Source organism: Nitrospira sp. SG-bin1, from assembly GCA_002083365.1.
Classification (GTDB): Bacteria; Nitrospirota; Nitrospiria; order Nitrospirales; family Nitrospiraceae; genus Nitrospira_D.
The window spans coordinates 1-23,137 of the sequence record LVWS01000025.1 but is presented as its reverse complement, the minus strand read 5'-3'; the positions used below and the strand labels follow the sequence as shown (position 1 = coordinate 23,137).

Here is a 23,137-nt window from a genome sequence, read left to right as displayed (position 1 = left end):
CCTACCCCTTCAAACGAAACACCAAACGAAATTGGTACAAATTGATCTTGTTTTCTACCGCGGCCTTACTCTCCTGCAAACTAATGCCGGTGAAATAATCGGTGCGTCGCAGGTTGTTCACGAATTCCACCACGTCGTCGTTCGTTAAGGCCTTCCCTTCCAACTCAACGACATCGGATGCCACGCCCAGACGGGTAAGCCATACTTTGAGCGGCTCTAAACTTTGACTGACATGGTCGAGGACCTTCACCGGTCCCATTCTGGATTGTTCAAGTTGGTCGATGATCCGGTTCTTGTCCTCAAGAAGTTTTTTCTTTTGTTCAAAATCCTGCACTTGCTTGACCTGTTCTTTGAGCTGAGCCACTTGCTTTTCTTTTTCTCGCTTTTCCTCCTGTCGGGCTTCAAGCTCGCTGTCCAAAGAGGCCGAATACCACCAACAGCCGGCCAACGTAACCAGAATCACTCCGACGCCGAGCAGAGCCTGTGCTCGCACATCATATTGGGGTTTGGCTGTTCGACCCTTCGGGCCACCTGGCAGGAGGTTAATACGAATCATCTGTCCCCCACCGCTCTCAACGCCAATCCGATACCGACGGCTGCCGATGGAGCCCAGTCTGCCAATAAGTCAGGGTCGATGTCACACCCCGTGATATCGATCTCGGCGAAGGGGTCTGCCATCTCTACCGGTAACTGCATGCGATCGCCAAGCTGCTGAATCAACCCTCGTGCCCGAGCCACTCCACCACAGACGAGCACCCGACTGAGCTCGGCATTGGCGGTCGACGTCTTGAAGTAGTCCACAGTCCTGGCAATCTCGGATGCGACCTCCGCATTCACACTGTCCATAACGCCGGCGAGCGGTATTTCACCAGAATCGCCAGCTCGATCTTTTTTCTTGTTTTCTTCCGCTTCTTCGAACGAGAAGCCCATCTCGCGTTGAATCGCCTCGGTGTACCGATTCCCCCCCAACGGGATATCTCGCGTAAACAATGACGACCCGGCACGGATGATGTTCACATTCATCACGCTTGCGCCTAGATTCACCAGCGCCGTCGTTTCCTCTTGTGCCATCGGATAGTTGATGGCGTGCATATTCTCCACGGCAAACGCGTCGACATCCATGACCATAGGAACGAGTCCTGCGGCCTTCACAAGCTCGGTCAGCTCATTAATCTTGTCCTTCTTCGCGGCAACGAGAATGACCGACATATCTCCCTGCTGATCTTCCGATGCATCAGGAGACAAAACATGAAAGTCGATGTTCACTTCGTTAATATCGAACGGAATGTACTGTTCAGCCGCCAATTTCACCTGCCCCTCCAGTTCTTCGTCCGGCATGGGTGGCAGACTGATCTTCTTCACAATAACGGCATGCCCGGAAATCGAGATGGCGACATGTTTATTTTTGACGTTGGCCTCCTGAAACAATTCTTGGATCGTTGAGACCACACGCCCTTCGTCCATGACCGTACCATCCACAATCACTTCAGGCTCCAGCGGTTTCATCCCGAATTTTTGAAGATAATACCGCCCCTTACTTTCCTTGAGTTGAGCAACCTTGATGGAACTTGATCCGATATCGAGCCCCACCAATTGCCGACGAGGAGTCAGCATGGTGAGAATATCGGTTTCCACGAGCTTTTTGAATGAAGTCAACATGCGTTACTTCTCACCTTACATGACAGCCTTCCGAGCGCGAATAATTTTTTCGATTTCGTCAACATTCTTCCTGGTATACAGTCTCCAGTTCCTCCAATCCCTGGCTGGTTGAGTAATGACTCCTTCCCGTTCCCAGCGGAAGAGTGTTGCCTTTGAAATGTCAAATAAGTCGCATACTTGATAGGCTTTGATACCTGTTAAATTAGATGTTGGCTTAGGCTTTTTCACGTCAGTAATTACACGGGGTTATGAGCCTTTTTGATACTAACGAAATTAAGTATAGTCAATATGCTCTACCTGTCAAGAAAGCGGCCGGAAGTGAAAATTACGGTAGGAACGCCATTGCCGTTATTTGAGCAATGGCTTATGTCTTGTCGATATCGCGGTGTTTGAGACCGACATCGTACCCCAGGGCGACCAGGCTTTCTCGGAGACGGCCGGCAATTGCGACCGAACGATGGCGCCCACCGGTACATCCAATACCGACGGTTAGATAACTACGCCGCTCTCGCTGGAATAGTGGCAAGAGAAACTTCAGCAGACCTTCGAGATGCTCCATAAGTGAAACGGCGTCTGGGTCTGTCAGGACAAAATTCCGGACCAGCGGATCATCTCCTGAAAGCGGCTTGAGCTCGGGTAGGAAAAACGGATTTTTAAGAAATCGTACATCAAATAACAAATCAATGTCATACGGCACCCCGAATTTATATCCGAAGGTCATGAGAGAGATCGTCAAACGCCTATCCGATGATTCCCGCTGAAACTGTTTCGCAAGCAACTCCCCCAGCTCATGGACGGTCAGATCGGATGTGTCAATGATCCGATCAGCCCGGCGTCGGAGTTCAGCGACCCGTTCCTTTTCGAATCGGATGCCATCCAAGACGGGGAGATGTGGTAAAAGCGGGTGGGGACGCCTGGACTCTGAAAATCGTCTAGTCAGGACCTCTTCACGAGCCTCAAGAAACAGCAACTGCACGGCATGGCCGAGAGCTTTCACTCTTTCCAAGATTCCGACGAAATCTGAAAAGAATGCGCGCTCCCTAATGTCAATCCCAAGAGCAACGTTGGCAATTTCACTATGCTGCTGGTTGCAGAGATCGACAAAGGTCGGAAGTAGAGCCGGAGGTAGGTTATCGATGCAAAAATATCCAGCATCCTCAAACGCTTTAAGGGCGTATGTTTTCCCAGAACCCGACAATCCACTAATAATGACGAGATTCAGCCGCGTCATGGCGTCGCATTTACCTCCGTGGGCATGCCTAAGATACTCCAATCAGGAGTCCATAGCTTCAGCCTTCATTCAACGACGTAATCCGCACTGGACCTGGTCCATTGGCCGAGCTATTCAGGCACAACCATGTGAGCCTGGCAGCCATGCAGATTTCACGTGAGGCTCACGGGAGAAACGCGATCATGATCTCTTCGGCTTGGTCGGCTTATGACTGACGAGGCGGTCTTTCCACTTTCTAAATTGCGCATCCACACGGTCCACAAGAGCATCAATTGTGGCATACATCTCAGGAGTTGAGGTCTTGGCTTGCACGCGTTTGCCACTCACTGCTCCGGTGACTTCGGCCTTATGCTGGAGTTTTTCGACGTCCAATATCACCTGCAGCGATCCGACTTTCAATCCGTATCGATCCAGACGACCAAATCGGGTTTCCACATAGTTCCGAAGCGCTGGTGTGATGTCCATGTGGCGACCTGTGATTCTCAGCTTCATGCCCACCTCCAATTTGAGCTGGTTGGATGCGAAGCACCAGAGATCAAAAGAATCTTTTACGTTGGCTGGCGGATGGGATATTCAACTCTGCTCGATATTTAGCGACCGTCCTCCGCGCGATAAGCACCCCTTGTTTGCGAAGCCTGGCCGCAATCTCTTCATCTTTTAAAGGACGCTTCGCATCTTCTTCCCCCACCATTGTCTTGATCATATCCCGGACGGAAACCGAGGAATGCATGCCTGACGGCTCGTCAGCTTTCTGAAGCCCTGCGTTGAAAAAGAACTTGAGTTCCAACATACCTTGAGGGCAATACATATATTTGTTAGCCGTTACCCGACTGATGGTTGATTCATGCATCCCGATATCCTCTGCCACCTGTTTGAGAACCAAAGGCTTGAGATATTGGACCCCATGGTCGAAAAACTGCTCTTGGAACTTGACGATACTGGACACCACTTTCACAATCGTCCGATTTCGCTGTTCAATACTTCGAATAACCCACTGTGCAGCACGCATTTTTTCATCCATGTACGCTTTGGTTTCGGGCGTGCCGCCTTGGCCTGAGGATATAAGCTGCTTGTAATACGGGCTGATCCTCATCCGGGGGAGCCCGTCGTCGTTTAACAGCACCACCCATTCCCCCTCATTCTTGACCACGAATACATCAGGCACGATCACGTAGTTCTGAGTATTTGCGAAGGGTCTCCCGGGTTTAGGCTCGAGTTCTCCGATGATTTTCGTCGCTTGGAAGACTTCCTCGATCGTGATGTTCAATGCCTTGGCGATCTTCGCGTACTGTTTCTTTTCAAGATCCTTCAGATGGTGCAGAACTATGTTCTCGATCACTGATCCCTTCAATGCACCGGGCGGGGATCCAAGAGATCCAAACGGATTCCTGCCCAAATGACCGAGTTGCAGTAGAAGACATTCGGGGAGATCTCTAGCACCAACTCCGGTCGGATCGAAAGTCTGAATATCTTTGAGCACAGATTCAGCTTCGGACTCGGTAAAATCAGTCCCAGCCGCGACCTCCGCGAGAGAAATACGAAGATACCCGTCATCATCCAAATTGCCGATGATCAAACGACCGAGTTCCTTTTCTCGATTGCTAAGTCCGGACAAGGACAGCTGCCAAAGCAGGTGTTCCTCAAGGGACGTCGCTTTTGCGACCGTTTGCTCATACGACGGGAACTCATCCTGTGCAGACGCGTATTCAGACTCGCCACTCCGTCGATCTCTGCCAAAGTATTCTTCCCATCCCGACGCGGAGAATTCCTCCGGCGATCCTTGTTCTTCACGGGTTTCAACGGCCGTGTCCGAACGGTCCTGCCCTTCCAGTGACGGAGCGGCTTCGGCCTTCTCCTCGTTTACCACGGCCTCACCTTCTTCCACATCGGATTGAATTTCATCCAGCAATGGATTTTCCAGGAGATGCTGAGTGAGGCTCTGCTGTAGCTCAAGTCGAGACAATTGCAGCAGCTTAATCGCTTGCTGCAGCTGAGGCGTCATGATGAGCTTTTGTGTGAGTTGGGGAACCAAACGAAGTTTCATCGCTGCCTCTGCCATTCCTCTATAGCTTGAACTGTTCGCCAAGATACACGGCTCGAGCCGTTGCGCTCTGCACAATAACTTCAGGAGACCCCGACTCCAAAATCAATCCTTCATTGATGATGTATGCCCGGTCTACGATGGAGAGGGTTTCCTGCACGTTGTGATCGGTAATCAAGATGCCGATCCCTTTGTTCTTCAGCCGGATGATGATTTGTTGAATATCGGCGACGGCGATCGGATCAATCCCAGCAAACGGTTCATCCAGCAGCATGAACGACGGGGTCGCCGCCAAGGCGCGTGTGATTTCCAAGCGTCGGCGTTCTCCACCTGAAAGGGCATAGGCCATACTTTTTCGTATATGGAGGAGATCTAATTCCTTGAGCAAGGCATCGACCCGCTGGCTTCGCTCTTCACGAGCATACCCTAGCATTTCTAGAATCGCCAAGACATTATGCTCTACGGAGAGACGTCGAAAAACCGATGATTCCTGAGGCAGATAACCGATTCCCATGCGCGCTCGTTTGTACATTGGCAGGTGGGTCACCGCTTCTCCGATGAAGCTGATCTCCCCTTCATCGGGCTGACACAAACCAACCATCATGTCGAAAATGGTGGTCTTGCCCGCGCCATTGGGGCCGAGAAGCCCGACCACCTCACCGGCAGACACCTCGATCGTGACACCTTTGACGACTTTACGTCCCCGGAAACTTTTCACCAGCGCTGCCGCACGCAAGCAATGCTTCTTCTGTGCCGCAATTGGATCCATAAGCGCGTCAGACTCTGCGTGACGATCTGAGTCATGGCTGACTCGGACCGTCACCTTCGATGCGGACATGCGACCCCCCTTCCACCACGCTTCGCTCTTCCGCCAAGAAAATCGTAATCTGTTTGCCGCTGACGCGCGTACCCTTTTCCCAAGCGACAGGATCCCCAGTCAGTACAATTCTCTCTCCGTCAACGAAATATACGGCTTTTTGGCACGTCGCGTTCCCGTTTTCATATTTGATCGTGACACGATGGGCGCCGCCGGTCGCTTCGATGCGGTTCACGGAGCGATTCGACATGGCCGACATCGTATTGTGCTCCTTGGGGGTTGAGGAAGGTCGAACGGAGTCCTGCTGGTCCGTTTCTCTACCAGAGGGTGGCAGAGGATCTCGGTTGCGGGAGTTGAACGACACAACCATCTTGTCCGAATGAACGGTCAGCGGACCTCGCGTCAACACAACCGTTTCCTCGAAGACAGCTTGGCTGTCTTGGTTCCTCACCGTCATTTTCTTGGAGGTGATGGTGGTGGGGACGCCGGGCGCCTCCACGCTCCTCTTCAGGTTCCCTGACTCCGATGAAGGAGCTGCCACCGTGGATCCGACGAAGACAACACTAAGAAGAAGCCAGATCCACATGCACATCCTGTAACACCTCAAATTCCTCAGACTCCATTCGCCCAAGCAATCCTTGTCCCCTCACTTCCAACCCATGTCCTACCATCCGCACAGGATCCGCTGTCCGAATCTCTCTCGCGTTGTCCGTCCATACCAGGTGGTTCGTATAAATGGTGTAGCCACTCCTGGTTTCCACAACGATGGGAGTATCGCGATTCGCAAGCCTGAAGTTCTTAGTCGCGGTATCCAGCGTGCCTTCGTCCCCGTGCACGGTGACTTTGTCCCCCCCAGTACCGTAGAAGGTGAGGGCCACATCCTGCAACAAGGCCCGCTTATCGTGTTCAAACATGCGAGCTTGCTTAGCCTGAACCTGCCACTGGACTGCATCTCCCTTCGATTGTGTAAAGATGAACTCGAGGATCTTGGCATCCGCTTGTTCAATAGACTCCGGGGCGATGGACTGGCTACTCGGTACTGAATCTGCGTTCTTGACGACAAGATAGCCAAGAAACGTGGCCAATAGTATGGATACGGTAAGAAGGATCCGTCTTGTTATACGCTCCCACATGGTCTAGAAATTCGAGGGATTCTCTGCGTTACATAAGAGCAATACCTGGCACGATCTTAGCATGCACGACCAGCCAAGTAAACGTCCTCCAGGGAACTGAAAACGAAAAGACCCCCATGCCTACACATGGGAGTCTCTCGGTGGGAAACTGAATATCGCGGCTGAAGATTAGGCCGATGTTCCGGTCTCGGTGGATGTAGGCTGAGCGGTTCGCGCTTCAGATTTTTTCTTCGGAGCAAGTTCTTGACGGGAAACTAATTCGATAGCAACCATTTCAGCCGCATCGCCAATGCGGCGGCGAGTCTTGACGATTCTGGTGTATCCCCCGGATCGATCTTTGAATCGTGCCGCCACATCGCCAAACAATTTAGACACAACGGCCTTGCTGCGAAGGAAACCCAAAGCACGCCGTCGAGCAGGCAGCGTACCTTCCTTACCAAGGCTGATCATACGATCGGTAAACCCTCGTATCTCTTTAGCCTTGGCTCCTGTGGTCTCGATACGTTCCTGGTCCAACAACGACGTCACTAGATTCCGAAACAACGCCGTTCGATGCTTCGTCTGCCGTCCAAGTTGTCGTCCCTTTTTTCTATGTCGCACGGTAAACCCCTTGATTGGAAAGCATCATTCAGGTTTTGGGCTTCCATTATGAGGAGAAGATGCAGCCTCTATCTTTGTTCCCAGTGAAAGCCCCATCTCAGACAGGATTTCTTTGATCTCGTTGAGAGATTTTTTTCCAAAGTTCTTTGTTCGGAGCATCTCCCCTTCTGACTTTTGCACAAGATCGGCGATCGTTTTGATGTTCGCATTCTTTAGACAATTCGCCGCCCGAACGGATAACTCCAACTCATTCACGCTCCGCGAGAGGTTCTTGTTCACCTCCCGTTGAGAGTCCTCGTAACCCGCTTCGGCCTTCCCTTCGCTGCGTTCTTCGGGGTTGATAAAGATATCCAAATGTTCACGCAAAATGCCCGCCGCGGTAGATAGGGCGTCGCGCGGGCTGATCGTGCCATCGGTCCAAACTTCCATTGTCAGCTTGTCATAGTCGGTCATACGACCGACCCGCGCATTCTCGACGTGAAAATTGACTCTCCGGATCGGAGAAAAGATGGAATCGATGGCGATCACTCCGATCGGCAGTCCCTCTTCTTTATTGCGCTCGGCCGGTACATATCCACGGCCGTGCTTCACAGTCATTTCGATGTCTAGAATTGCATCCTTATCGAGCGTGGCAATATGCAAATCCGGCGTCAGAATCATGACGTCCCCGTCGTGGAGAATGTCCGACCCCTTTGCTTCTCCAGGCCCCTTCTTTTTCAACCGTATTGTCTTCGGCTTGTCCGTGTGGAGCGCCAGCCGGAGGCTTTTGATATTGAGGATGATCGCGGTGACATCCTCCGTGACACCGGAAATCGTTGAGAACTCATGGACGACCCCTTCGATCTTCACGGTAGTTACGGCAGCACCCGTGAGGGACGATAACAGAATGCGACGGAGGGCATTCCCGATTGTGGTGCCAAACCCCCGCTCAAACGCCTCTGTGGTGAACCGTCCAAATGTGGGAGATTGTGCATCCTTGTCGACTTCCACCCGCATTGGGATCTGAAAGTCTTTCATCGCTTTGATCATGACCCACCCTCCATACCATCGAGTGACTAGGACATCGGCCGATAACGCCGATGTCGAGAGAACGTTCTCAGACCGGCAGACTATCTCGAGTACAATTCCACCACCATCTGCTCATTGACCGGCAACGCAATTTGATCCTTGGCCGGCAACGCACGCACCGTACCCTTGAACGCGCCTTTATCGAGCTCAAGCCAGTCAGGTATGCCTCGACTATCGACCGATTCCAATGCCGCCTGGATTGCAACCACGTCGCGACTCCGCTCACGAACCTCAATCACGTCTCCCGGTTTCACCAGGGCCCCAGCCACGGTGATCTTCTTACCGTTTACCGTGAAATGGCCATGGCTCACCAGCTGACGCGATTGCTTGCGGGAAGCACCGAAGCCCAATCGGTACGTGACATTGTCCAAACGGCATTCTAGCAACCGCAAGAGGGCTTCGCCGGTGACGCCGATATGTCGCTCGGCACGTTCAAAAACACCGCGGAATTGTCGCTCCTGAAGTCCATAGATTCGACGCAGCTTCTGTTTTTCGCGCAACTGTAGGCTATAGTCCGAAGTTCTCTGGCGCCCCTGTCCGTGTTGACCGGGCGGATAACTCCGACGTTCAATCGCGCACTTTTCCGTCATACAGCGTGTGCCCTTGAGAAAAAGTTTCTCTCCTTCTCGCCGACACAATCGACAGACTGGACCACGATACTTTGCCACCGCTTCCTCCTCGCAAAAGAACTCGCTAATCCTCCGACAATCAGGCCATGTGGCCCCGCTCACCCATTTCACTCATTCATGCATGACATCACACTCGCCGTCGTTTGGGCGGTCGGCACCCATTGTGGGGAATGGGCGTGACGTCGCGTATCAGATTGATCCGTAGACCAGCACCTTGGAGTGAACGGATAGCCGACTCCCGGCCGGACCCCGGTCCATTCACATAGACATCGACCTGCCGCATCCCGCTTTCCATAGCCTTGCGCGCCGCGGCTTCTCCGGCTCGCTGAGCGGCAAAGGGAGTGCTTTTTCGCGATCCTTTGAACCCTTGATTGCCCGCGCTTGCCCACACCACCGTGTTCCCGCTCATGTCGGTGATCGTCACAATCGTATTATTGAATGACGCCTGAACATGCGCCACTCCATTTTGAACGATTCGACGCTCTTTCTTCTTTCCTTTTTTGACACTCATGCGAACTCCTCTGGCTGTTGCAGTAGGCTAGGCGTTGGACGACCCTTTGGCCATTGTGGGTCTCGGCTTGCTGCTGACGCCTGCGCGACGTCCTTTACGCGTTCGGGCATTGGTCTTGGTCCGCTGTCCGCGAACGGGCAACCCTTTGCGATGACGCAACCCTCGATATGTCCCTGTATCAACCAGCCGCTTGATATTCAGCGACACTTCTTTGCGTAGATCCCCCTCTACCCGATAATCACGCTCAATAATTTCGCGCAATTTAACGATCTTATCTTCGCTCAGATCTTTGACACGAACCGCTCCATCGATCCCCGCTTCATGGAGAATCTTCAGAGCCGACATGCGCCCGATCCCATAAATGTAGCTCAATCCGATATCGGTTCGTTTGTTCCGCGGCAAATCAACCCCAGCAATACGTGCCATTCCCCCTCCCGATCTTCATACGCAGTACTTTGCCAGACACTCGAACATCAAGGTGATCTTTGAGGCTCTTCATTATCCCTGTCGCTGTTTATGACGGGGGTTTTTGCACAGAATCCGCACGACCCCCCGGCGACGTACAACCTTGCATTTGGCACATATGGGTTTCACTGATGATTTGACCTTCATGACAATTCGCCACTCCCGTTACTTGAAACGATAAGTAATTCGGCCCCTGGTCAAATCGTATGGCGACATTTCCACCGTGACCTTATCGCCGGGGAGGATACGGATAAAATGCATCCGCATTTTCCCCGAGATGTGAGCCAATATGATATGGCCATTATCCAGCTTGACCCGAAACATGGCATTGGGAAGCGTCTCCGCTACCGAACCCTGGACTTCAATGATGTCTTCCTTTGCCACGTCCTTCTAAATTCCTGATAACCGACCTTACGCCGTTTCCAATTGACTCAAAATACGAGGTGCTCCACTTGGTTGAATGGCGATCGTATGCTCAAAGTGGGCCGACAGGCTCCCGTCGACCGTAACCGCGGTCCACCGATCCTCAAGAACGCGAACGGCACTTCGCCCCATGTTCACCATTGGTTCGATCGCCAGGACCATGCCTGGTTGCAAGCGAGGCCCCTGGCCCGGCTTTCCATAATTGGGAACTTGAGGTTCCTCGTGCAGTTGTCGGCCAATGCCATGCCCAACAAACTCGGTAACGACGGAGAATCCGGCGGCTTCGACATGTTGTTGTACGGCGTTTGAAATATCCGTCAATCGGTTGCCTACTACAGCCTGTTTGATACCCAGATAAAGCGCCTCTTCCGTCACTCGAACCAACTTATCGGTTGCTTCAGGGATTCGACCCACCGCCATTGTTATGGCTGAATCCCCATAGAAACCACCTACGATAGCACCGAGATCCAGTCCAATGATATCCCCTTCCTTCAGCTTCCGCTTCGAGGGGATCCCGTGAACGACTTGCTCATTCACGGATGCACAGAGAGTCTTGGGATAGTTCCTGTAGCCTTTGAATGCCGGAACCGCGCCCCTTGCCCGTATCGCTTCCTCGGCGATACGGTCCAGTTCCTCCGTGCTGATGCCTGGACAAGCCGCTTCCCTCACAATCGCGAGCGCCTCCGCCACCACTCTAGACGCCTCTGCCATCACCGCTATCTCGGCGGGCGTTTTGAGAATGATCATGCCGGCTGGGGTGTCGCGAGCACTTTCACGAGGTTGTGGTATACCGTTTCAACAGCCTCGGCACCGTTAAGATGCGACAATAACCCCTGCTTCTCATAGAAGGTGATTAACGGCGCTGTCTGTTCTTCATATACACGGAGGCGCATCTGAATCGCCTCCCGCTGATCGTCACTTCGTTGAACCAAGGTCTCTCCACATCGGTCACACAGGGTGCCGCTCTTCGATGGAGCAAAGGCTACGTGATAAGTAGCCTGACATTTGGGACAACTCCGTCGTCCGCTCAATCGCTTGATGATTTCTTCCCGAGAAACCCTAAAATTAATCACCCGATCCAGATGAAGGCCTCGTTCCGCAAGCACCTTTGCTAAGGACTCAGCCTGAGGAACTGTCCTCGGAAACCCATCGAGAATAAACCCGTTGGCATGTGATGAGTCAGCCAGTTTTTGCCGTACTAGTCCGATAACGACTGAATCTGGAACCAACCGACCCTCATCCATATGCACTTTCGCTTCAAGGCCAAGCGGTGTCTGGTTGCGAACCGCCTCGCGAAGCAAATCACCGGTTGAAATCTTACGGATGCGATACTGAACGGCGACTTTGTCAGCCTGTGTGCCTTTTCCAACACCCGGAGCGCCGAGGAACACAAGCCGCATGATCTTACCCGCTTCTCCCGCGCAACGGAGCCATACCCTTGCCTAAAAATCCTTCGTAATTCCGCATCAACATATGAGATTCAATTTGCTGGGCCGTATCCAGCCCCACACCAATGACAATCAACAAGGAAGTACCGCCAAAATAAAAGGGAACATTCAATTTATAAATTAAGAATTCAGGAATCACGCAGACGATGGCGAGGTAAATAGCTCCGGCAAATGTAATCTTCGTGAGGACATTGTAGATATAGTCGGATGTTCGTTGTCCTGGCCTGATTCCAGGAATAAAACCTCCGTACTTTTTCATATTGTCCGCCATATCGACCGGATTCAGGACGACCGCAGTATAGAAGAAACAGAAAAAGATGATGAGCCCCACATACAACAACGTGTAGAGCAGCGATCCGGGAGCCAGCTGAGCTCCAATTGATTTCACCCACGGTGTCTCAAAAAAACCGGCGATAGTCGCGGGAAATGCGATGATTGAGGAAGCAAATATCGGAGGAATGACTCCGGCCGTATTGATTTTCAACGGGATGTGCGTACTCTGCCCTCCATAGACCCGTCGTCCAATCACGCGCTTCGCGTATTGCACTGGAATTTTCCGTCGGCCACTTTCCAAAAACACAATGGCGGCGACGACGCCGATCATTAAGAGAGCCAAGGCAATGAGTAAAAACGCATTGAGTTGGCCGATTTCATACAGATTGTAGGTTTGAGCCACCGCCGCAGGCAGCCTGGCGACAATCCCCGCGAAAATAATTAAAGAGATTCCATTGCCTATTCCGCGCTCTGTGATCTGTTCACCGAGCCACATCAGAAACCCGGTGCCGGCCGTCAAGGTGATGACCGTCATGAGGCGGAATCCCCATCCAGCACTGAGCACGAAGGCTCCCTGATTCATTTGTTCCAGACCGACCGCAATACCAAATCCCTGAATCAGGGCAATGCCAATGGTCCCGAACCGGGTATACTGAATGATTTTCTTTCGGCCTCGCTCACCCTCCTTAGCCAACTTGGTCAAATGCGGGATGACGACCGTCAATAATTGAAGAATGATGGATGCGCTGATGTACGGCATGATACCCAGCGCAAAGATCGTCAGACGGGACAAGGATCCGCCGGAAAAAATGTCGAGGAATCCCAGCAACGCCCCACCCTGCTTCTGTAAAAACTCGGACAGGGCATCGCCATTGATACCGGGAGTCGGGATGTGAGACCCGATCCGATACACCACCAGCATTCCGAGCGTGAAGAGAACCCGCGTACGAAGCTCGGGAATCTTGAAGATATTCTGAAAACTGGTCAGAAGCCGTTCAAGCACCGCCGATAACCTCGACTCTCCCGCCGGCCGCTTGGATCTTTGCTTCAGCCGATTTACTGAACTTATGTGCCTGAACAACCAGCGACTTCTTTACCTCACCATTGCCAAGAACTTTAATCGGCAGCTTTTTTCGTTTGACCAAACCAGCATCGACCATGGCTTGCGGCGTGATCGTCTCGTTGCCAACCCACCGTTCGAAACTTTTAAGATTGACGACGGCATATTCCGCTCGAGAAGGGTTGTTGAACCCGAATTTTGGCAATCGACGCACCAACGGCATCTGCCCGCCTTCAAACCCAGGACGTTTACCGCCCCCCGATCGAGCCAGTAATCCCTTATGACCTTTGGTCGCAGTCTTACCATGACCGGATCCCGGTCCCCGTCCTATACGTTTCCTTCGCTTTTTTGCCCCCTGCGCGGGAGCCAAGTCATGAAGATTCATGGTTTTCCAACTTCAAGTAAGTAACCCACTTTTTGAATCATCCCTCGCACCTGAGGCGTGTCAGGATGGATAACCGTTTGTCGGATACGTCGAAGGCCCAGTCCCCGCAAAACAAGACGATGCCTCTCCGGTGTTCCAATAGGGCTGCGCCGTAATGTCACGCGCACGCTTTGAGCACCCTGATCTGCGGCGGTTCCGGATGTCTTTTTTGATGTGCTCATTGGACCGCGGCCCTTTCTCGGCCGTCTGGAAGCGCTTGCCGACGGAAGCGAAGAACGTCGTCCAAATTTCTCAGTTGGGTGAGCCCGTCCAACGTCGCGCGAACCGCATTGAACGGATTCCCGCGACCCAAAGTCTTCGCAATGACATTATGCGCGCCGACGAGCTCCACGACGGCGCGAACCGCCCCACCGGCAATGATTCCGGTACCATCGACGGCAGGCTTCAGCAATACGTGCTCCCCTCCGAACAAACCATGCACCTCATGTGGGATAGTTCCACCTTTCAGCGGGACGTGAACGAGATGTTTCTTGGCTTGTTCGACGGCCTTAGAAATCGCCACCGGGACCTCAGCCGCCTTTCCTTTTCCTATCCCAACCCATCCATGGCCATCACCGACGACCACGAGGGCACAAAAGTTGAAGCGTTTTCCACCTTTTACAACTTTTGCAACACGATTGATAAATACGACTTTGTCCTTCAGGCTTAATTCATCCGGATTGACTCGCACGCTCTTACCCCTCAGTCCTACATTCGTTATGGCTTGGCAAGGAGTTCACTCATCCTCTTTGCTCGCCTTACATCCAGCTCACTAGAATTGCAAACCCCCTTCGCGTGAGGCATCCGCGAGCGCCTTGATTCGCCCGTGATACATCCTGCCACCTCGATCAAAAACCACGGTGTTCACCTTGGCGGCCTTGGCACGATCGGCGATTAATTTCCCCACTGCCTTAGCCGCTTCAATTCCACCGGTCGATTTGAGGGATTTACGGACGGACTTATCGAGCGATGACGCGGCGGCCAGAGTCACGCCTCGAATATCGTCGATAACCTGGGCATAAATATGGGCCGCGCTTCTGAACACATTCAGGCGAGGCCGCTCCGCCGTACCGAGAATGACTTGCCTCACTCGCCGTCGCCGTCTATCAAGCTGTCGAACCTTGTCTGCAGCATTCATGGCCAATTCCTATTTCCCTGTCTTCCCTTCTTTCTTGCGCAATGTCTCGCCCGCGTAACGAACACCCTTTTGTTTATAGACATCTGGCGGCTTAATGGCCCGCAGATCAGCGGCCACTTGGCCCACCAATCGCTTGTCAACGCCTTTGATGTTGATGAGTGTCTGCTTGTCCACCTTCACATCGATGCTCGTTGGCACTTGATAAAGCACAGGATTGATATAGCCCACATTAAAACTTAACGTCCGACCTTGAAGCTGCGTCTTGTAGCCCACTCCGGTGATTTCCATCGAACGTTCATATCCTTTGGTGACTCCGTGGATCATGTTATTCAGTTCCGCACGGGTCAGTCCGTGAAGCGCCCTCAACTTGCGATCGTCACTGGAACGGCCGACAACGACTTGACCGTTATTGACCGCAACGTTCACCCCGTGGACGAGCGACCAATCCAGCTTGCCTAACGGACCCTTGACGGATACGGTTGACCCTGCAACTTTGACTTCCACTCCACTGGGAATTGCAATCGGCTTGTTTCCAATGCGGGACATGGTCTGTTATATCCTTCATTCAAAATCGAGGTGATTCACCGGTTCACCATACGGAGCAGAGAACTTCTCCGCCAAGGCGACTCTTACGGGATTCCTGGTCGGTCATGATTCCTTTTGAGGTGGAAAGGATGGACACACCGATCCCATTACGGACTTTCTTAATATCTTGACTTCCCACATAGACACGGCGTCCTGGCTTGCTGACGCGCTCCAATCCGGTAATCATAGGCTGCCCCTCGCCCACATACCGAAGACGCACGGTAAGAACCGGGTGCCCGTCATGAACTCCGTCCTCGACTGCATCAACGTAACCTTCCTTCCTCAAAATCTCTAAAATGGCACGTTTCAGCTTTGAGGTAGGAACCGTGACGGTTTCAAAACGGCGTTGAGCGCCATTCTTTAAACGAACAAGAAGATCGCCGATCGGATCGGTAACCATACTATATCCTTCTCTCCTCCATTAGCAGTCACCAACGGAAGCACACGAGCTACCAGCTGGACTTTCGCACTCCGGGAATCTCCCCGCGCAGAGTCATCATTCGAAAACAAATTCGACACATCCGAAACCGACGGAGATATCCGCGCACTCGACCGCAGACTCCACATCGATGGTAGTCCCTCGTGGCAAACTTCTGCTTCGTCGCTGCCTTATTCCTCAGTGCCAGTCGTGACACACGCACTCCTTCCGTTCAGACAGACCCCATTTACTCACTTCTCTCTCACGCACGAAACGGCATACCAAGGTGCTTCAAAAGAGCTTTCCCTTCGTCGTTTGTCCTGGCCGTGGTGACAACCGTAATGTCCATTCCATGGATGGACGCCACTTCATCGTACTTGATTTCAGGGAAGATGAGCTGCTCTTTTAAGCCAAGAGTATAATTCCCACGACCATCAAAAGCCTTGGGAGAAACACCGCGGAAGTCTCGGATTCGAGGAAGCGCCAACGTGACCAGACGATCAAAAAACTCATACATCCGCCGGCTACGGAGCGTCACCTTTGCACCGATGGGCAATCCTTGTCTAAGTTTGAATCCAGCGATGGCTTTCTTGGCTCGAGTGACGACCGGCTTTTGACCGGTGATCATTCCCAATTCAGTCACCGCACTTTCCAAAAGCTTCACATTCTGAATCGCCTCACCCATTCCGACGTTCAACACAACCCGTTCAAGCTTGGGAACCTGCATCACGTTCTTGTACCCAAACTCCTTCATGAGTGCGGGAACCACCTGCTGCTCGTACATGTCACGGAGCCGCGGTCGGAATTTGGACTCTTCACTTCCTTGATCCAACTGCTGAGCGGGCTCTTTTTTCGGGGACTTTCGCTCCGACGGTTTACTCGATCGGCTTTTCGGTTCCTTGGCCATTGCGCAACCTATTCTACGGTCTCATTGGACTTTTTGCTGAAACGTACTCGACGCCCGTCCTCCAAAACCCGAACGCCTATCCGGGTAGGTTTTTGTGTGACCGGGCAGAGAAACATGACGTTGGAGATCTGAAGAGGGGCTTCTCGCTCGAGAATACCTCCCTGCTTCGCCTTCTGATTCGGTTTGGTGTGGCGCTTGATGATATTAAGCTTCTCGACGACAACCTTGCCGGCTTGCAGATCGATTGACAGCACCTTCCCGGTCTTGCCTCGCTCTCGGCCAGATACCACGACCACTGTATCCCCTTTTCGAATTCTGCTTTTTCGGAGTGCTTCCACAATGCCCCTCGTTCGTTCTGCCCTACAAAACCTCAGGTGCTAGCGAAATGATCTTCATGAATTTCTTCCAACGGAGCTCTCGGGCGACAGGCCCGAATATGCGCGTTCCAATCGGTTCGCCCTCCTTGTTGATGAGGACGCACGCGTTTCGGTCGAATTTAATGTACGACCCATCTTCCCGACGAACCTCTTTCGTCGTTCGGACAATGACCGCTCGACTCACATCGCCCTTCTTGACGCTAGCTTGTGGGATCGCCTCCTTGACGGCTACCACTACGACATCGCCCAACGAGGCATACCGCCGTCTCGTCCCCCCAAACACATGAAAACACATGGCCTGTTTCGCTCCGGAATTATCGGCCACATCCATATATGTATAGTTCTGAATCATCGCTCTATTCCTAGGCGCCCTACGCGCAACAAAAACCGAAGATCTTCATGAAATACCGTACGTTTACTTTTCAGGTTGACCTTTTTCCATGACTTGAACGACACGCCAGTTTTTTTCTTTGCTCAGCGGCCTGGTTTGCACGAGCTTGACTCGATCTCCCACTTTGCACATGCCACCTTCATCGTGCGCCTTGAGCCTTGTCACTCGCTTGAGAACTTTTTTATAGACCGGATGTATAACCGATCGAGAAACAACGACCACGACCGTCTTCTGCATCTTATTACTGACGACGTCACCGTACCAATGACGGCGCTTTACCACCTCAGCCATAGCGTCCCCTACCTCTTCGCCCCCGTTGCCTGGGCCTTCATGTGCTGGAGAACCGTTTTCACCCGCGCAATATCCCGTTTTGTTTTTCGGATTTGCATAGGATTCTCAAGACGCCCCGAGCCGAACTGAAAGCGTAGATTAAACAGCTCTTGCACAAGCTGCTTTTCTTTTTCTACAAGCTCATCTGCTCCCAATTGCCGGAGCTCTTTGACGTCCAACGCCATATCCCCTGCTCCTCTTTCTATCCTCACACCCTTCAAAAAAACCTATCCGAACTCTCCACGAACGACCAACTTCGTCGCTATGGGCAACTTGTGGGAGGCGAGACGAAAGGCTTCTCGGGCAATTTCTGGAGTCACCCCGTCCATCTCATAAAGAATCCTGCCGGGCTTCACGACCGCCACCCAGTATTCCGGATTGCCCTTTCCCTTACCCATTCGAGTTTCGGCCGGTTTCTTGGTAATCGGCTTATCGGGGAAAATGCGTGTCCACACTTGCCCCCCTCGTTTTACGTACCGAGTAATCGCAATACGTGCGGCCTCAATTTGGCGACTCGTCACCCATCCCGGCTCCAATGCTTTCAGACCGAACTCACCCAAGGTAATTTGCCCCCCTCGATAGGCCTTACCCGTCATCCGGCCTTTCTGCATTTTTCTGAATTTGACTTTCTTAGGCGCTAACACAGCTCAGTCTCCTCACCCAAACCGTCGATCTAAAGATGATTCGGCCTTCATAGGTTGAACAGGAAGCAGCTCCCCCTTGTAGATCCAGGTCTTCACCCCGATCTGGCCCATCGTCGTATGCGCTTCCGCGAATCCATAATCTATTTCGGCTCGCAGAGTGTGCAGCGGCACACGTCCTTCTCGATACCATTCAGTCCTCGCGATTTCGGCCCCACCCAAGCGGCCGGCGACCATGATCTTGATGCCCTGGGCACCCAACCTCAAGGCGGACTGGACACTTCGCTTCATAGCCCGACGAAAGGCGACTCGCTTCTCGAGTTGAGTCGCAACATTTTCGCTAACCAATTGCGCATCCAGTTCGGGTTTCTTGATTTCCTTAACCGTAATGTAGACCTGTCCGCCGTACTGCTTTTCGAGGTCGGCCTTCAACTTGTCGACTTCGGCCCCCTTGCGTCCGATGATGATACCGGGACGCGCCGTGTGTATGATCACCCTAGTCTGGTCTCCGGATCGTTCGATTTCCACCTTCGATACGCCGGCATGATACAGCCGAGCCTTGACCATCTTTCGAATCTTCACATCTTGATGGAGCAGCTTGGCATAATCTTTACCCGCATACCAACGGGAGCTCCAGGTATAGTTGTAGCCCAATCGATAACCAATGGGATTTGTTTTTTGACCCATGCGTCACATGCCTCAATAAAAAGAAATGTCTATTTTTTCTTGCCCTGCACTTCGGGTGCCGCCACGACGACGGTAATATGGCTCGTTCGTTTTTGAATTGCGTTGGCGCGCCCCATCGATCTCGCTCGCACACGCTTATACGTAGGGCCGCAATCGACGAAAGCTTTCGAGATGATCATGGATTCACTATCACCCATTTCTTTCAGCTCGGCATTCGCCACCGCAGACCGAACGATTTTTTCAACCACCCTCGCGGCATGACGAGGAGTGTGCTTCAGCATAGCGAGCGCCATCGGCACTTGCCGTCCCCGGATCATATCGATCACCGGCTTAGCTTTGCGAGGCGCCACACGAACAAACCTGAGAACCGCATGTGCTTCAGTCATCTTCAACCCTGTTACCGATCAATTCCACATGATCTGCTTGATGCCACTGCATTTTCCATCCGACCAAGAGCCCCTACTTAAGGGCGACGGCTTTTTCCGTTTTCGCCTGGCCGTGCCCTTTAAAAAACCTCGTCGGAGCGAATTCGCCGAGTTTATGACCGACCATATTTTCGGTCACGAAGACCGGAATGAACTTCTTACCATTATGAACGGCAAAGGTATGACCGATCATGTCAGGGACAACCGTAGACCGCCTCGACCACGTTTTAATCAACTTTCGATCCTTTGTCTGATTCATCTGCTCAACTTTTTTAAGCAGATGATCGTCGACAAATGCTCCCTTGCTTACGGATCTAGGCATTGCGCACCCCTGACTTACGTCGAGCGATGATAAACTTGTCCGTTCTCTTGTTCTGCCGGGTTTTGTAACCCTTCGTCGGAAGGCCCCATGGAGATACCGGATGGGGATTTCCCTGCCCGGACTTTCCCTCTCCACCACCGTGAGGATGATCAACGGGATTCATGACCACCCCTCGTACATGGGGTCTTTTTCCCTTCCAACGACTCCGGCCGGCTTTTCCAACGCTGACATTCTCGTGATCGACATTACCGACTTGCCCGACGGTGGCCATACAGGCCCCCAAAATTCTTCGCATCTCTCCGGACTTGAGACGCACCTGCACATAATCGCCGTCGCGTCCCATGACCTGCGCGAATCCCCCGGCACTTCGGATCAACTGTCCGCCTTTACCGACCTTCAATTCAAGATTGTGGATGGTCGTCCCAAGAGGCATACTGGCCAACGGAAGAGCATTTCCCGGTCTAATCTCCGCTTCGGGCCCGGATTGTATTTCATCATTCAGGTTCAATCCGACTGGAGCCAAGATATACCGCTTTTCCCCGTCTCGATACTTCAGGAGAGCGATTCTTGCGGAGCGATTTGGATCGTATTCAATCGCCTCAACCTTCGCCGAGATGCCGACTTTGTCACGCAGAAAATCAATCGTGCGATAGAGCCGCTTATGCCCTCCCCCACGAAATCGGACCGTCATTCGCCCATCATTGTTCCGTCCCCCGGTCCGAGGGTGAAAAGTAGTCAGCGACTTCTCAGGTCTCTTGTCCGTCAACTCCTCCGTGACGACGGCCGTCATACCACGGCGCCCCGGAGATGTTGGACGATATGATCTCAACCCCATGATGTGGCCCTCACCTTCCTAAGCGTCGACAATCAGCCAGGCCTTCCCTCACTCCAAGCTAGGCGCTCTCGTACATCTCCAACTTTTCCCCTTTTTTGAGGGTAACGAACGCCTTCTTCCAATCCGACCGCCTCCCCGAAAACCGTCCGAGTCGCTTGACCTTCCCACGAACATTCATGACGTTGATCTTTTCGACTTTGACTTTAAGGAGAGCCTCGACCGCCTCCTTGATTTGAATACGATTCGCTTCAGGATGAACCACGAAACCCACCGTATTCGTTTGCTCTCGCAGCCCCGTAATTTTCTCCGTCAATAATGGCTGAATCAAAACTCTGTGCCTCTCGACTTTCATGACCACACCTCGCTCACAGGACCGATCTCTCGCTCAGAAATCATGATCACGTGTGCGCGAACAACGTCATACACGTTCAGCTGATCCGCACTCAGAACTGTCACCGCGTCCAGATTACCTGCGGCCTGTAAAATTTCCGACTGCCCCTTCCCGACAACCAGCAATGTATGCCCCTCTCCACTGAATTGCCTCAAGGCTTGGGCGAGCAGCTTCGTCTTTGGCTGCTGAAGAGAGAGCTCGGACACGACAAACAACTTATTCTCCCTCACCTTGTCGGACAATGCGCTCTGAAGTGCCATTCGATACTTCTTCTTCGGCATCGAATAGGCATAACTCCTGGGCTTTGGTCCAAAAACACTGCCCCCATGACGCCAGACAGGAGAGCGAAGAGACCCGGCCCTGGCTCGTCCCGTATGCTTCTGCTTCCATGGTTTTTTACCGGATCCGCTCACCTCACCGCGACGCAACGTAGAAGCAGTCCCTCTGCGCTCACAGGCCCGCTGCATGACGACCGCTTCATGCACCAACGCAGAATGAGGTTCACAGCCGAATACTTGTGGAGATAAATCGACCGTCCCCACCTTCACTTTTTTCAAATCCACCAGATCGATAGTAGGCATACTAACTCTTCTTAGACTTTCGCACGACAACGACGCCATTCGCGGCCCCCGGGACGGCTCCCCGGACAAAAAGTAGATTCTCCTCGGATCGCGACTCGATGACCTTCAACCGCTGAACCGTGACGCGCTCCGACCCCATATGACCAGGCAGAGTCTTCCCTTTCCACACGCGAGAAGGAAACGAACTCGCTCCGATGGAACCGGGCGCCCGATGAAACATGGACCCATGCGATTCGGGACCTCCCGCATAGTGATGCCGCTTCACTACACCCTGATATCCTTTGCCCTTCGATACGCCGATGACATCGACCCAATCGCCCTTCTTGAACATACCAACCGTCACCAACTGCCCGACCGTCGTTTCGCCGTCTTTCTTGAACTCGCGCAATACCCGACTCGGTGGCGCTTGATTCTTCTTCAAATGGCCCAACTCCGGCTTCGACAGCTTTCGTTCCTTGACTTCACCGAAAGAAAGCTGAACCGCTTCATATCGATCCCGCTCTTTCGTTCTCACCGCCACCACTCGACATGGACCCGCCTCGATCACCGTTACCGGCGTCAAACGACTTTCATCAAAGATTTGGGTCATGCCCAGCTTTTTACCGATCAATCCATTCGTCATTGACTCACCGCATACATACATAATTGAGAGGACGACGGAAACCATGCCGGCCTCAATCTCAAACTCAGAGCTTTATCTCCACATCCACCCCTGCCGCGAGATTCAATTTCATCAACGAATCCATAGTTTCAGGCGTGGGCTCCATGATATCGAGCAATCGCTTGTGGGTACGCATCTCAAATTGCTCGCGGGACTTCTTATCGGCATGCGTCGACCGTTGCACCGTGATTTTTTCAATCCTCGTGGGCAGCGGAATCGGCCCCACCACCTTGGCTCCGCTGCGCCGCACGGTCTCGACAATTTCCATGACCGACTGATCCAGCACTCGGTAGTCAAACCCCCGCAATCTGATTCTGATCCGCTGATCGACTTTCACTTCATTAGCTCCTAAGCTGTCAGGCGACCACTGCCTCTTTTACGCCAGAATTTCGGTCACGACGCCGGAGCCGACGGTCTTGCCGCCCTCGCGCACGGCAAACCGCAACCCCTGATCCATCGCGATCGGACTGATCAACTCCGCCGTCACACTCACGTTGTCCCCCGGCATCACCATCTCCACCCCCGGATTCAGCTGCACGATGCCCGTCACGTCGGTCGTCCGGAAGTAGAACTGCGGCCGATACCCGTTGAAGAACGGCGTGTGCCGCCCCCCTTCTTCCTTCGTCAACACATAGATCTCCGCCTTGAACTTCGTATGCGGCGTGA

36 protein-coding genes and 1 pseudogene are annotated in these 23,137 nt (G+C 52.8%); all 37 read right to left on the bottom strand.

The window, feature by feature from the left end; all coding sequences use genetic code 11:
• Window position 1: 1 nt before the first annotated feature.
• Window positions 2-556, bottom strand: coding sequence for a hypothetical protein (locus tag A4E19_18320; protein ID OQW34416.1), 555 nt, complete (start codon window positions 554-556; stop codon window positions 2-4).
• The gene (locus tag A4E19_18315; GenBank protein OQW34415.1) at window positions 553-1,659 is read right to left on the bottom strand and encodes a hypothetical protein; all 1,107 of its coding nucleotides are present in this window, start codon (window positions 1,657-1,659) and stop codon (window positions 553-555) included. The genes A4E19_18320 and A4E19_18315 overlap by 4 nt, the downstream gene beginning before the upstream one ends.
• Window positions 1,660-2,023: 364 nt before the next feature.
• Window positions 2,024-2,881 carry an RNase adaptor protein RapZ gene (locus A4E19_18310; protein OQW34479.1) on the bottom strand — a complete coding sequence of 286 codons (858 nt, stop codon included), beginning with the start codon at window positions 2,879-2,881 and terminating at the stop codon, window positions 2,024-2,026.
• Window positions 2,882-3,070: 189 nt separating this feature from the next.
• Window positions 3,071-3,382: a hypothetical protein gene (locus tag A4E19_18305; GenBank protein OQW34414.1), complete on the bottom strand. Its 312-nt coding sequence runs from the start codon at window positions 3,380-3,382 to the stop codon at window positions 3,071-3,073.
• Between the two features lie 43 nt (window positions 3,383-3,425).
• Complete coding sequence (locus tag A4E19_18300; protein ID OQW34413.1) at window positions 3,426-4,934, bottom strand: hypothetical protein; 1,509 nt, start codon at window positions 4,932-4,934, stop codon at window positions 3,426-3,428.
• 19 nt (window positions 4,935-4,953) lie between these two features.
• Window positions 4,954-5,700 carry an ABC transporter ATP-binding protein gene (locus A4E19_18295; protein OQW34412.1) on the bottom strand — a complete coding sequence of 249 codons (747 nt, stop codon included), beginning with the start codon at window positions 5,698-5,700 and terminating at the stop codon, window positions 4,954-4,956.
• A gap of 31 nt (window positions 5,701-5,731) precedes the next feature.
• Window positions 5,732-6,334, bottom strand: a complete 603-nt coding sequence (locus tag A4E19_18290) for a hypothetical protein (protein ID OQW34411.1) — start codon at window positions 6,332-6,334, stop codon at window positions 5,732-5,734.
• Window positions 6,312-6,881 (bottom strand): hypothetical protein, encoded by a 570-nt coding sequence (locus tag A4E19_18285; protein OQW34410.1) that lies wholly within the window; start codon window positions 6,879-6,881, stop codon window positions 6,312-6,314. Before A4E19_18285 ends, A4E19_18290 begins: the two co-directional genes overlap by 23 nt.
• Before the next feature lie 168 nt (window positions 6,882-7,049).
• Window positions 7,050-7,481, bottom strand: a complete 432-nt coding sequence (locus tag A4E19_18280) for a 50S ribosomal protein L17 (GenBank protein ID OQW34409.1) — start codon at window positions 7,479-7,481, stop codon at window positions 7,050-7,052.
• A 24-nt stretch (window positions 7,482-7,505) separates the two neighbouring features.
• Window positions 7,506-8,510 carry a DNA-directed RNA polymerase subunit alpha gene (locus A4E19_18275; GenBank protein OQW34408.1) on the bottom strand — a complete coding sequence of 335 codons (1,005 nt, stop codon included), beginning with the start codon at window positions 8,508-8,510 and terminating at the stop codon, window positions 7,506-7,508.
• 80 nt (window positions 8,511-8,590) lie between these two features.
• On the bottom strand, window positions 8,591-9,217 hold the full coding sequence (locus tag A4E19_18270) for a 30S ribosomal protein S4 (protein ID OQW34407.1): 627 nt from the start codon (window positions 9,215-9,217) through the stop codon (window positions 8,591-8,593).
• Window positions 9,218-9,305: 88 nt separating this feature from the next.
• Window positions 9,306-9,689: a 30S ribosomal protein S11 gene (locus A4E19_18265; GenBank protein OQW34406.1), complete on the bottom strand. Its 384-nt coding sequence runs from the start codon at window positions 9,687-9,689 to the stop codon at window positions 9,306-9,308.
• Between the two features lie 27 nt (window positions 9,690-9,716).
• Window positions 9,717-10,115: a 30S ribosomal protein S13 gene (locus A4E19_18260; protein ID OQW34405.1), complete on the bottom strand. Its 399-nt coding sequence runs from the start codon at window positions 10,113-10,115 to the stop codon at window positions 9,717-9,719.
• Window positions 10,116-10,319: 204 nt separating this feature from the next.
• Window positions 10,320-10,538 carry a translation initiation factor IF-1 gene (infA, locus tag A4E19_18255; protein OQW34404.1) on the bottom strand — a complete coding sequence of 73 codons (219 nt, stop codon included), beginning with the start codon at window positions 10,536-10,538 and terminating at the stop codon, window positions 10,320-10,322.
• A 27-nt stretch (window positions 10,539-10,565) separates the two neighbouring features.
• The gene (locus tag A4E19_18250; GenBank protein OQW34403.1) at window positions 10,566-11,324 is read right to left on the bottom strand and encodes a type I methionyl aminopeptidase; all 759 of its coding nucleotides are present in this window, start codon (window positions 11,322-11,324) and stop codon (window positions 10,566-10,568) included.
• Window positions 11,321-11,977, bottom strand: a complete 657-nt coding sequence (locus tag A4E19_18245) for an adenylate kinase (protein OQW34402.1) — start codon at window positions 11,975-11,977, stop codon at window positions 11,321-11,323. Before A4E19_18245 ends, A4E19_18250 begins: the two co-directional genes overlap by 4 nt.
• A gap of 4 nt (window positions 11,978-11,981) precedes the next feature.
• A complete protein-coding gene (locus A4E19_18240; GenBank protein ID OQW34401.1) occupies window positions 11,982-13,301 on the bottom strand; it encodes a preprotein translocase subunit SecY in 1,320 nt (439 codons plus the stop codon).
• Window positions 13,294-13,743, bottom strand: coding sequence for a 50S ribosomal protein L15 (locus tag A4E19_18235; GenBank protein ID OQW34400.1), 450 nt, complete (start codon window positions 13,741-13,743; stop codon window positions 13,294-13,296). Before A4E19_18235 ends, A4E19_18240 begins: the two co-directional genes overlap by 8 nt.
• A gap of 217 nt (window positions 13,744-13,960) precedes the next feature.
• Complete coding sequence (locus tag A4E19_18230) at window positions 13,961-14,473, bottom strand: 30S ribosomal protein S5 (protein OQW34399.1); 513 nt, start codon at window positions 14,471-14,473, stop codon at window positions 13,961-13,963.
• Window positions 14,474-14,554: 81 nt separating this feature from the next.
• Window positions 14,555-14,920, bottom strand: a complete 366-nt coding sequence (locus A4E19_18225) for a 50S ribosomal protein L18 (GenBank protein ID OQW34398.1) — start codon at window positions 14,918-14,920, stop codon at window positions 14,555-14,557.
• A gap of 9 nt (window positions 14,921-14,929) precedes the next feature.
• Entirely contained in the window at window positions 14,930-15,466 is a 537-nt protein-coding gene (locus A4E19_18220) for a 50S ribosomal protein L6 (protein ID OQW34397.1), read from the bottom strand.
• A 43-nt stretch (window positions 15,467-15,509) separates the two neighbouring features.
• Complete coding sequence (locus A4E19_18215) at window positions 15,510-15,905, bottom strand: 30S ribosomal protein S8 (protein ID OQW34396.1); 396 nt, start codon at window positions 15,903-15,905, stop codon at window positions 15,510-15,512.
• Window positions 15,906-16,185: 280 nt separating this feature from the next.
• Window positions 16,186-16,707, bottom strand: coding sequence for a 50S ribosomal protein L5 (locus A4E19_18210; GenBank protein OQW34478.1), 522 nt, complete (start codon window positions 16,705-16,707; stop codon window positions 16,186-16,188).
• Between the two features lie 131 nt (window positions 16,708-16,838).
• On the bottom strand, window positions 16,839-17,168 hold the full coding sequence (locus A4E19_18205; protein ID OQW34395.1) for a 50S ribosomal protein L24: 330 nt from the start codon (window positions 17,166-17,168) through the stop codon (window positions 16,839-16,841).
• 22 nt (window positions 17,169-17,190) lie between these two features.
• Window positions 17,191-17,559, bottom strand: coding sequence for a 50S ribosomal protein L14 (locus A4E19_18200; protein ID OQW34394.1), 369 nt, complete (start codon window positions 17,557-17,559; stop codon window positions 17,191-17,193).
• A gap of 63 nt (window positions 17,560-17,622) precedes the next feature.
• Window positions 17,623-17,889: a 30S ribosomal protein S17 gene (locus A4E19_18195; GenBank protein OQW34393.1), complete on the bottom strand. Its 267-nt coding sequence runs from the start codon at window positions 17,887-17,889 to the stop codon at window positions 17,623-17,625.
• Window positions 17,890-17,897: 8 nt separating this feature from the next.
• Window positions 17,898-18,107 carry a 50S ribosomal protein L29 gene (locus A4E19_18190; protein OQW34477.1) on the bottom strand — a complete coding sequence of 70 codons (210 nt, stop codon included), beginning with the start codon at window positions 18,105-18,107 and terminating at the stop codon, window positions 17,898-17,900.
• Window positions 18,108-18,155: 48 nt separating this feature from the next.
• Window positions 18,156-18,572, bottom strand: a complete 417-nt coding sequence (locus tag A4E19_18185; protein OQW34392.1) for a 50S ribosomal protein L16 — start codon at window positions 18,570-18,572, stop codon at window positions 18,156-18,158.
• 12 nt (window positions 18,573-18,584) lie between these two features.
• Window positions 18,585-19,256, bottom strand: coding sequence for a 30S ribosomal protein S3 (locus A4E19_18180; protein OQW34391.1), 672 nt, complete (start codon window positions 19,254-19,256; stop codon window positions 18,585-18,587).
• 29 nt (window positions 19,257-19,285) lie between these two features.
• Complete coding sequence (locus tag A4E19_18175) at window positions 19,286-19,642, bottom strand: 50S ribosomal protein L22 (protein ID OQW34390.1); 357 nt, start codon at window positions 19,640-19,642, stop codon at window positions 19,286-19,288.
• 73 nt (window positions 19,643-19,715) lie between these two features.
• Window positions 19,716-20,003, bottom strand: a complete 288-nt coding sequence (locus A4E19_18170; protein OQW34389.1) for a 30S ribosomal protein S19 — start codon at window positions 20,001-20,003, stop codon at window positions 19,716-19,718.
• Window positions 19,996-20,838 (bottom strand): 50S ribosomal protein L2, encoded by an 843-nt coding sequence (gene rplB / locus A4E19_18165; GenBank protein ID OQW34388.1) that lies wholly within the window; start codon window positions 20,836-20,838, stop codon window positions 19,996-19,998. The genes A4E19_18170 and rplB overlap by 8 nt, the downstream gene beginning before the upstream one ends.
• 58 nt (window positions 20,839-20,896) lie before the next feature.
• Entirely contained in the window at window positions 20,897-21,190 is a 294-nt protein-coding gene (locus tag A4E19_18160; GenBank protein OQW34387.1) for a 50S ribosomal protein L23, read from the bottom strand.
• Complete coding sequence (locus tag A4E19_18155; protein ID OQW34386.1) at window positions 21,187-21,810, bottom strand: hypothetical protein; 624 nt, start codon at window positions 21,808-21,810, stop codon at window positions 21,187-21,189. Before A4E19_18155 ends, A4E19_18160 begins: the two co-directional genes overlap by 4 nt.
• A 1-nt stretch (window position 21,811) precedes the next feature.
• Entirely contained in the window at window positions 21,812-22,432 is a 621-nt protein-coding gene (locus A4E19_18150) for a 50S ribosomal protein L3 (protein ID OQW34476.1), read from the bottom strand.
• A 64-nt stretch (window positions 22,433-22,496) separates the two neighbouring features.
• Window positions 22,497-22,808, bottom strand: a complete 312-nt coding sequence (gene rpsJ / locus A4E19_18145) for a 30S ribosomal protein S10 (protein OQW34385.1) — start codon at window positions 22,806-22,808, stop codon at window positions 22,497-22,499.
• Between the two features lie 39 nt (window positions 22,809-22,847).
• Window positions 22,848-23,137 (bottom strand): annotated as a pseudogene (tuf, locus tag A4E19_18140) (elongation factor Tu).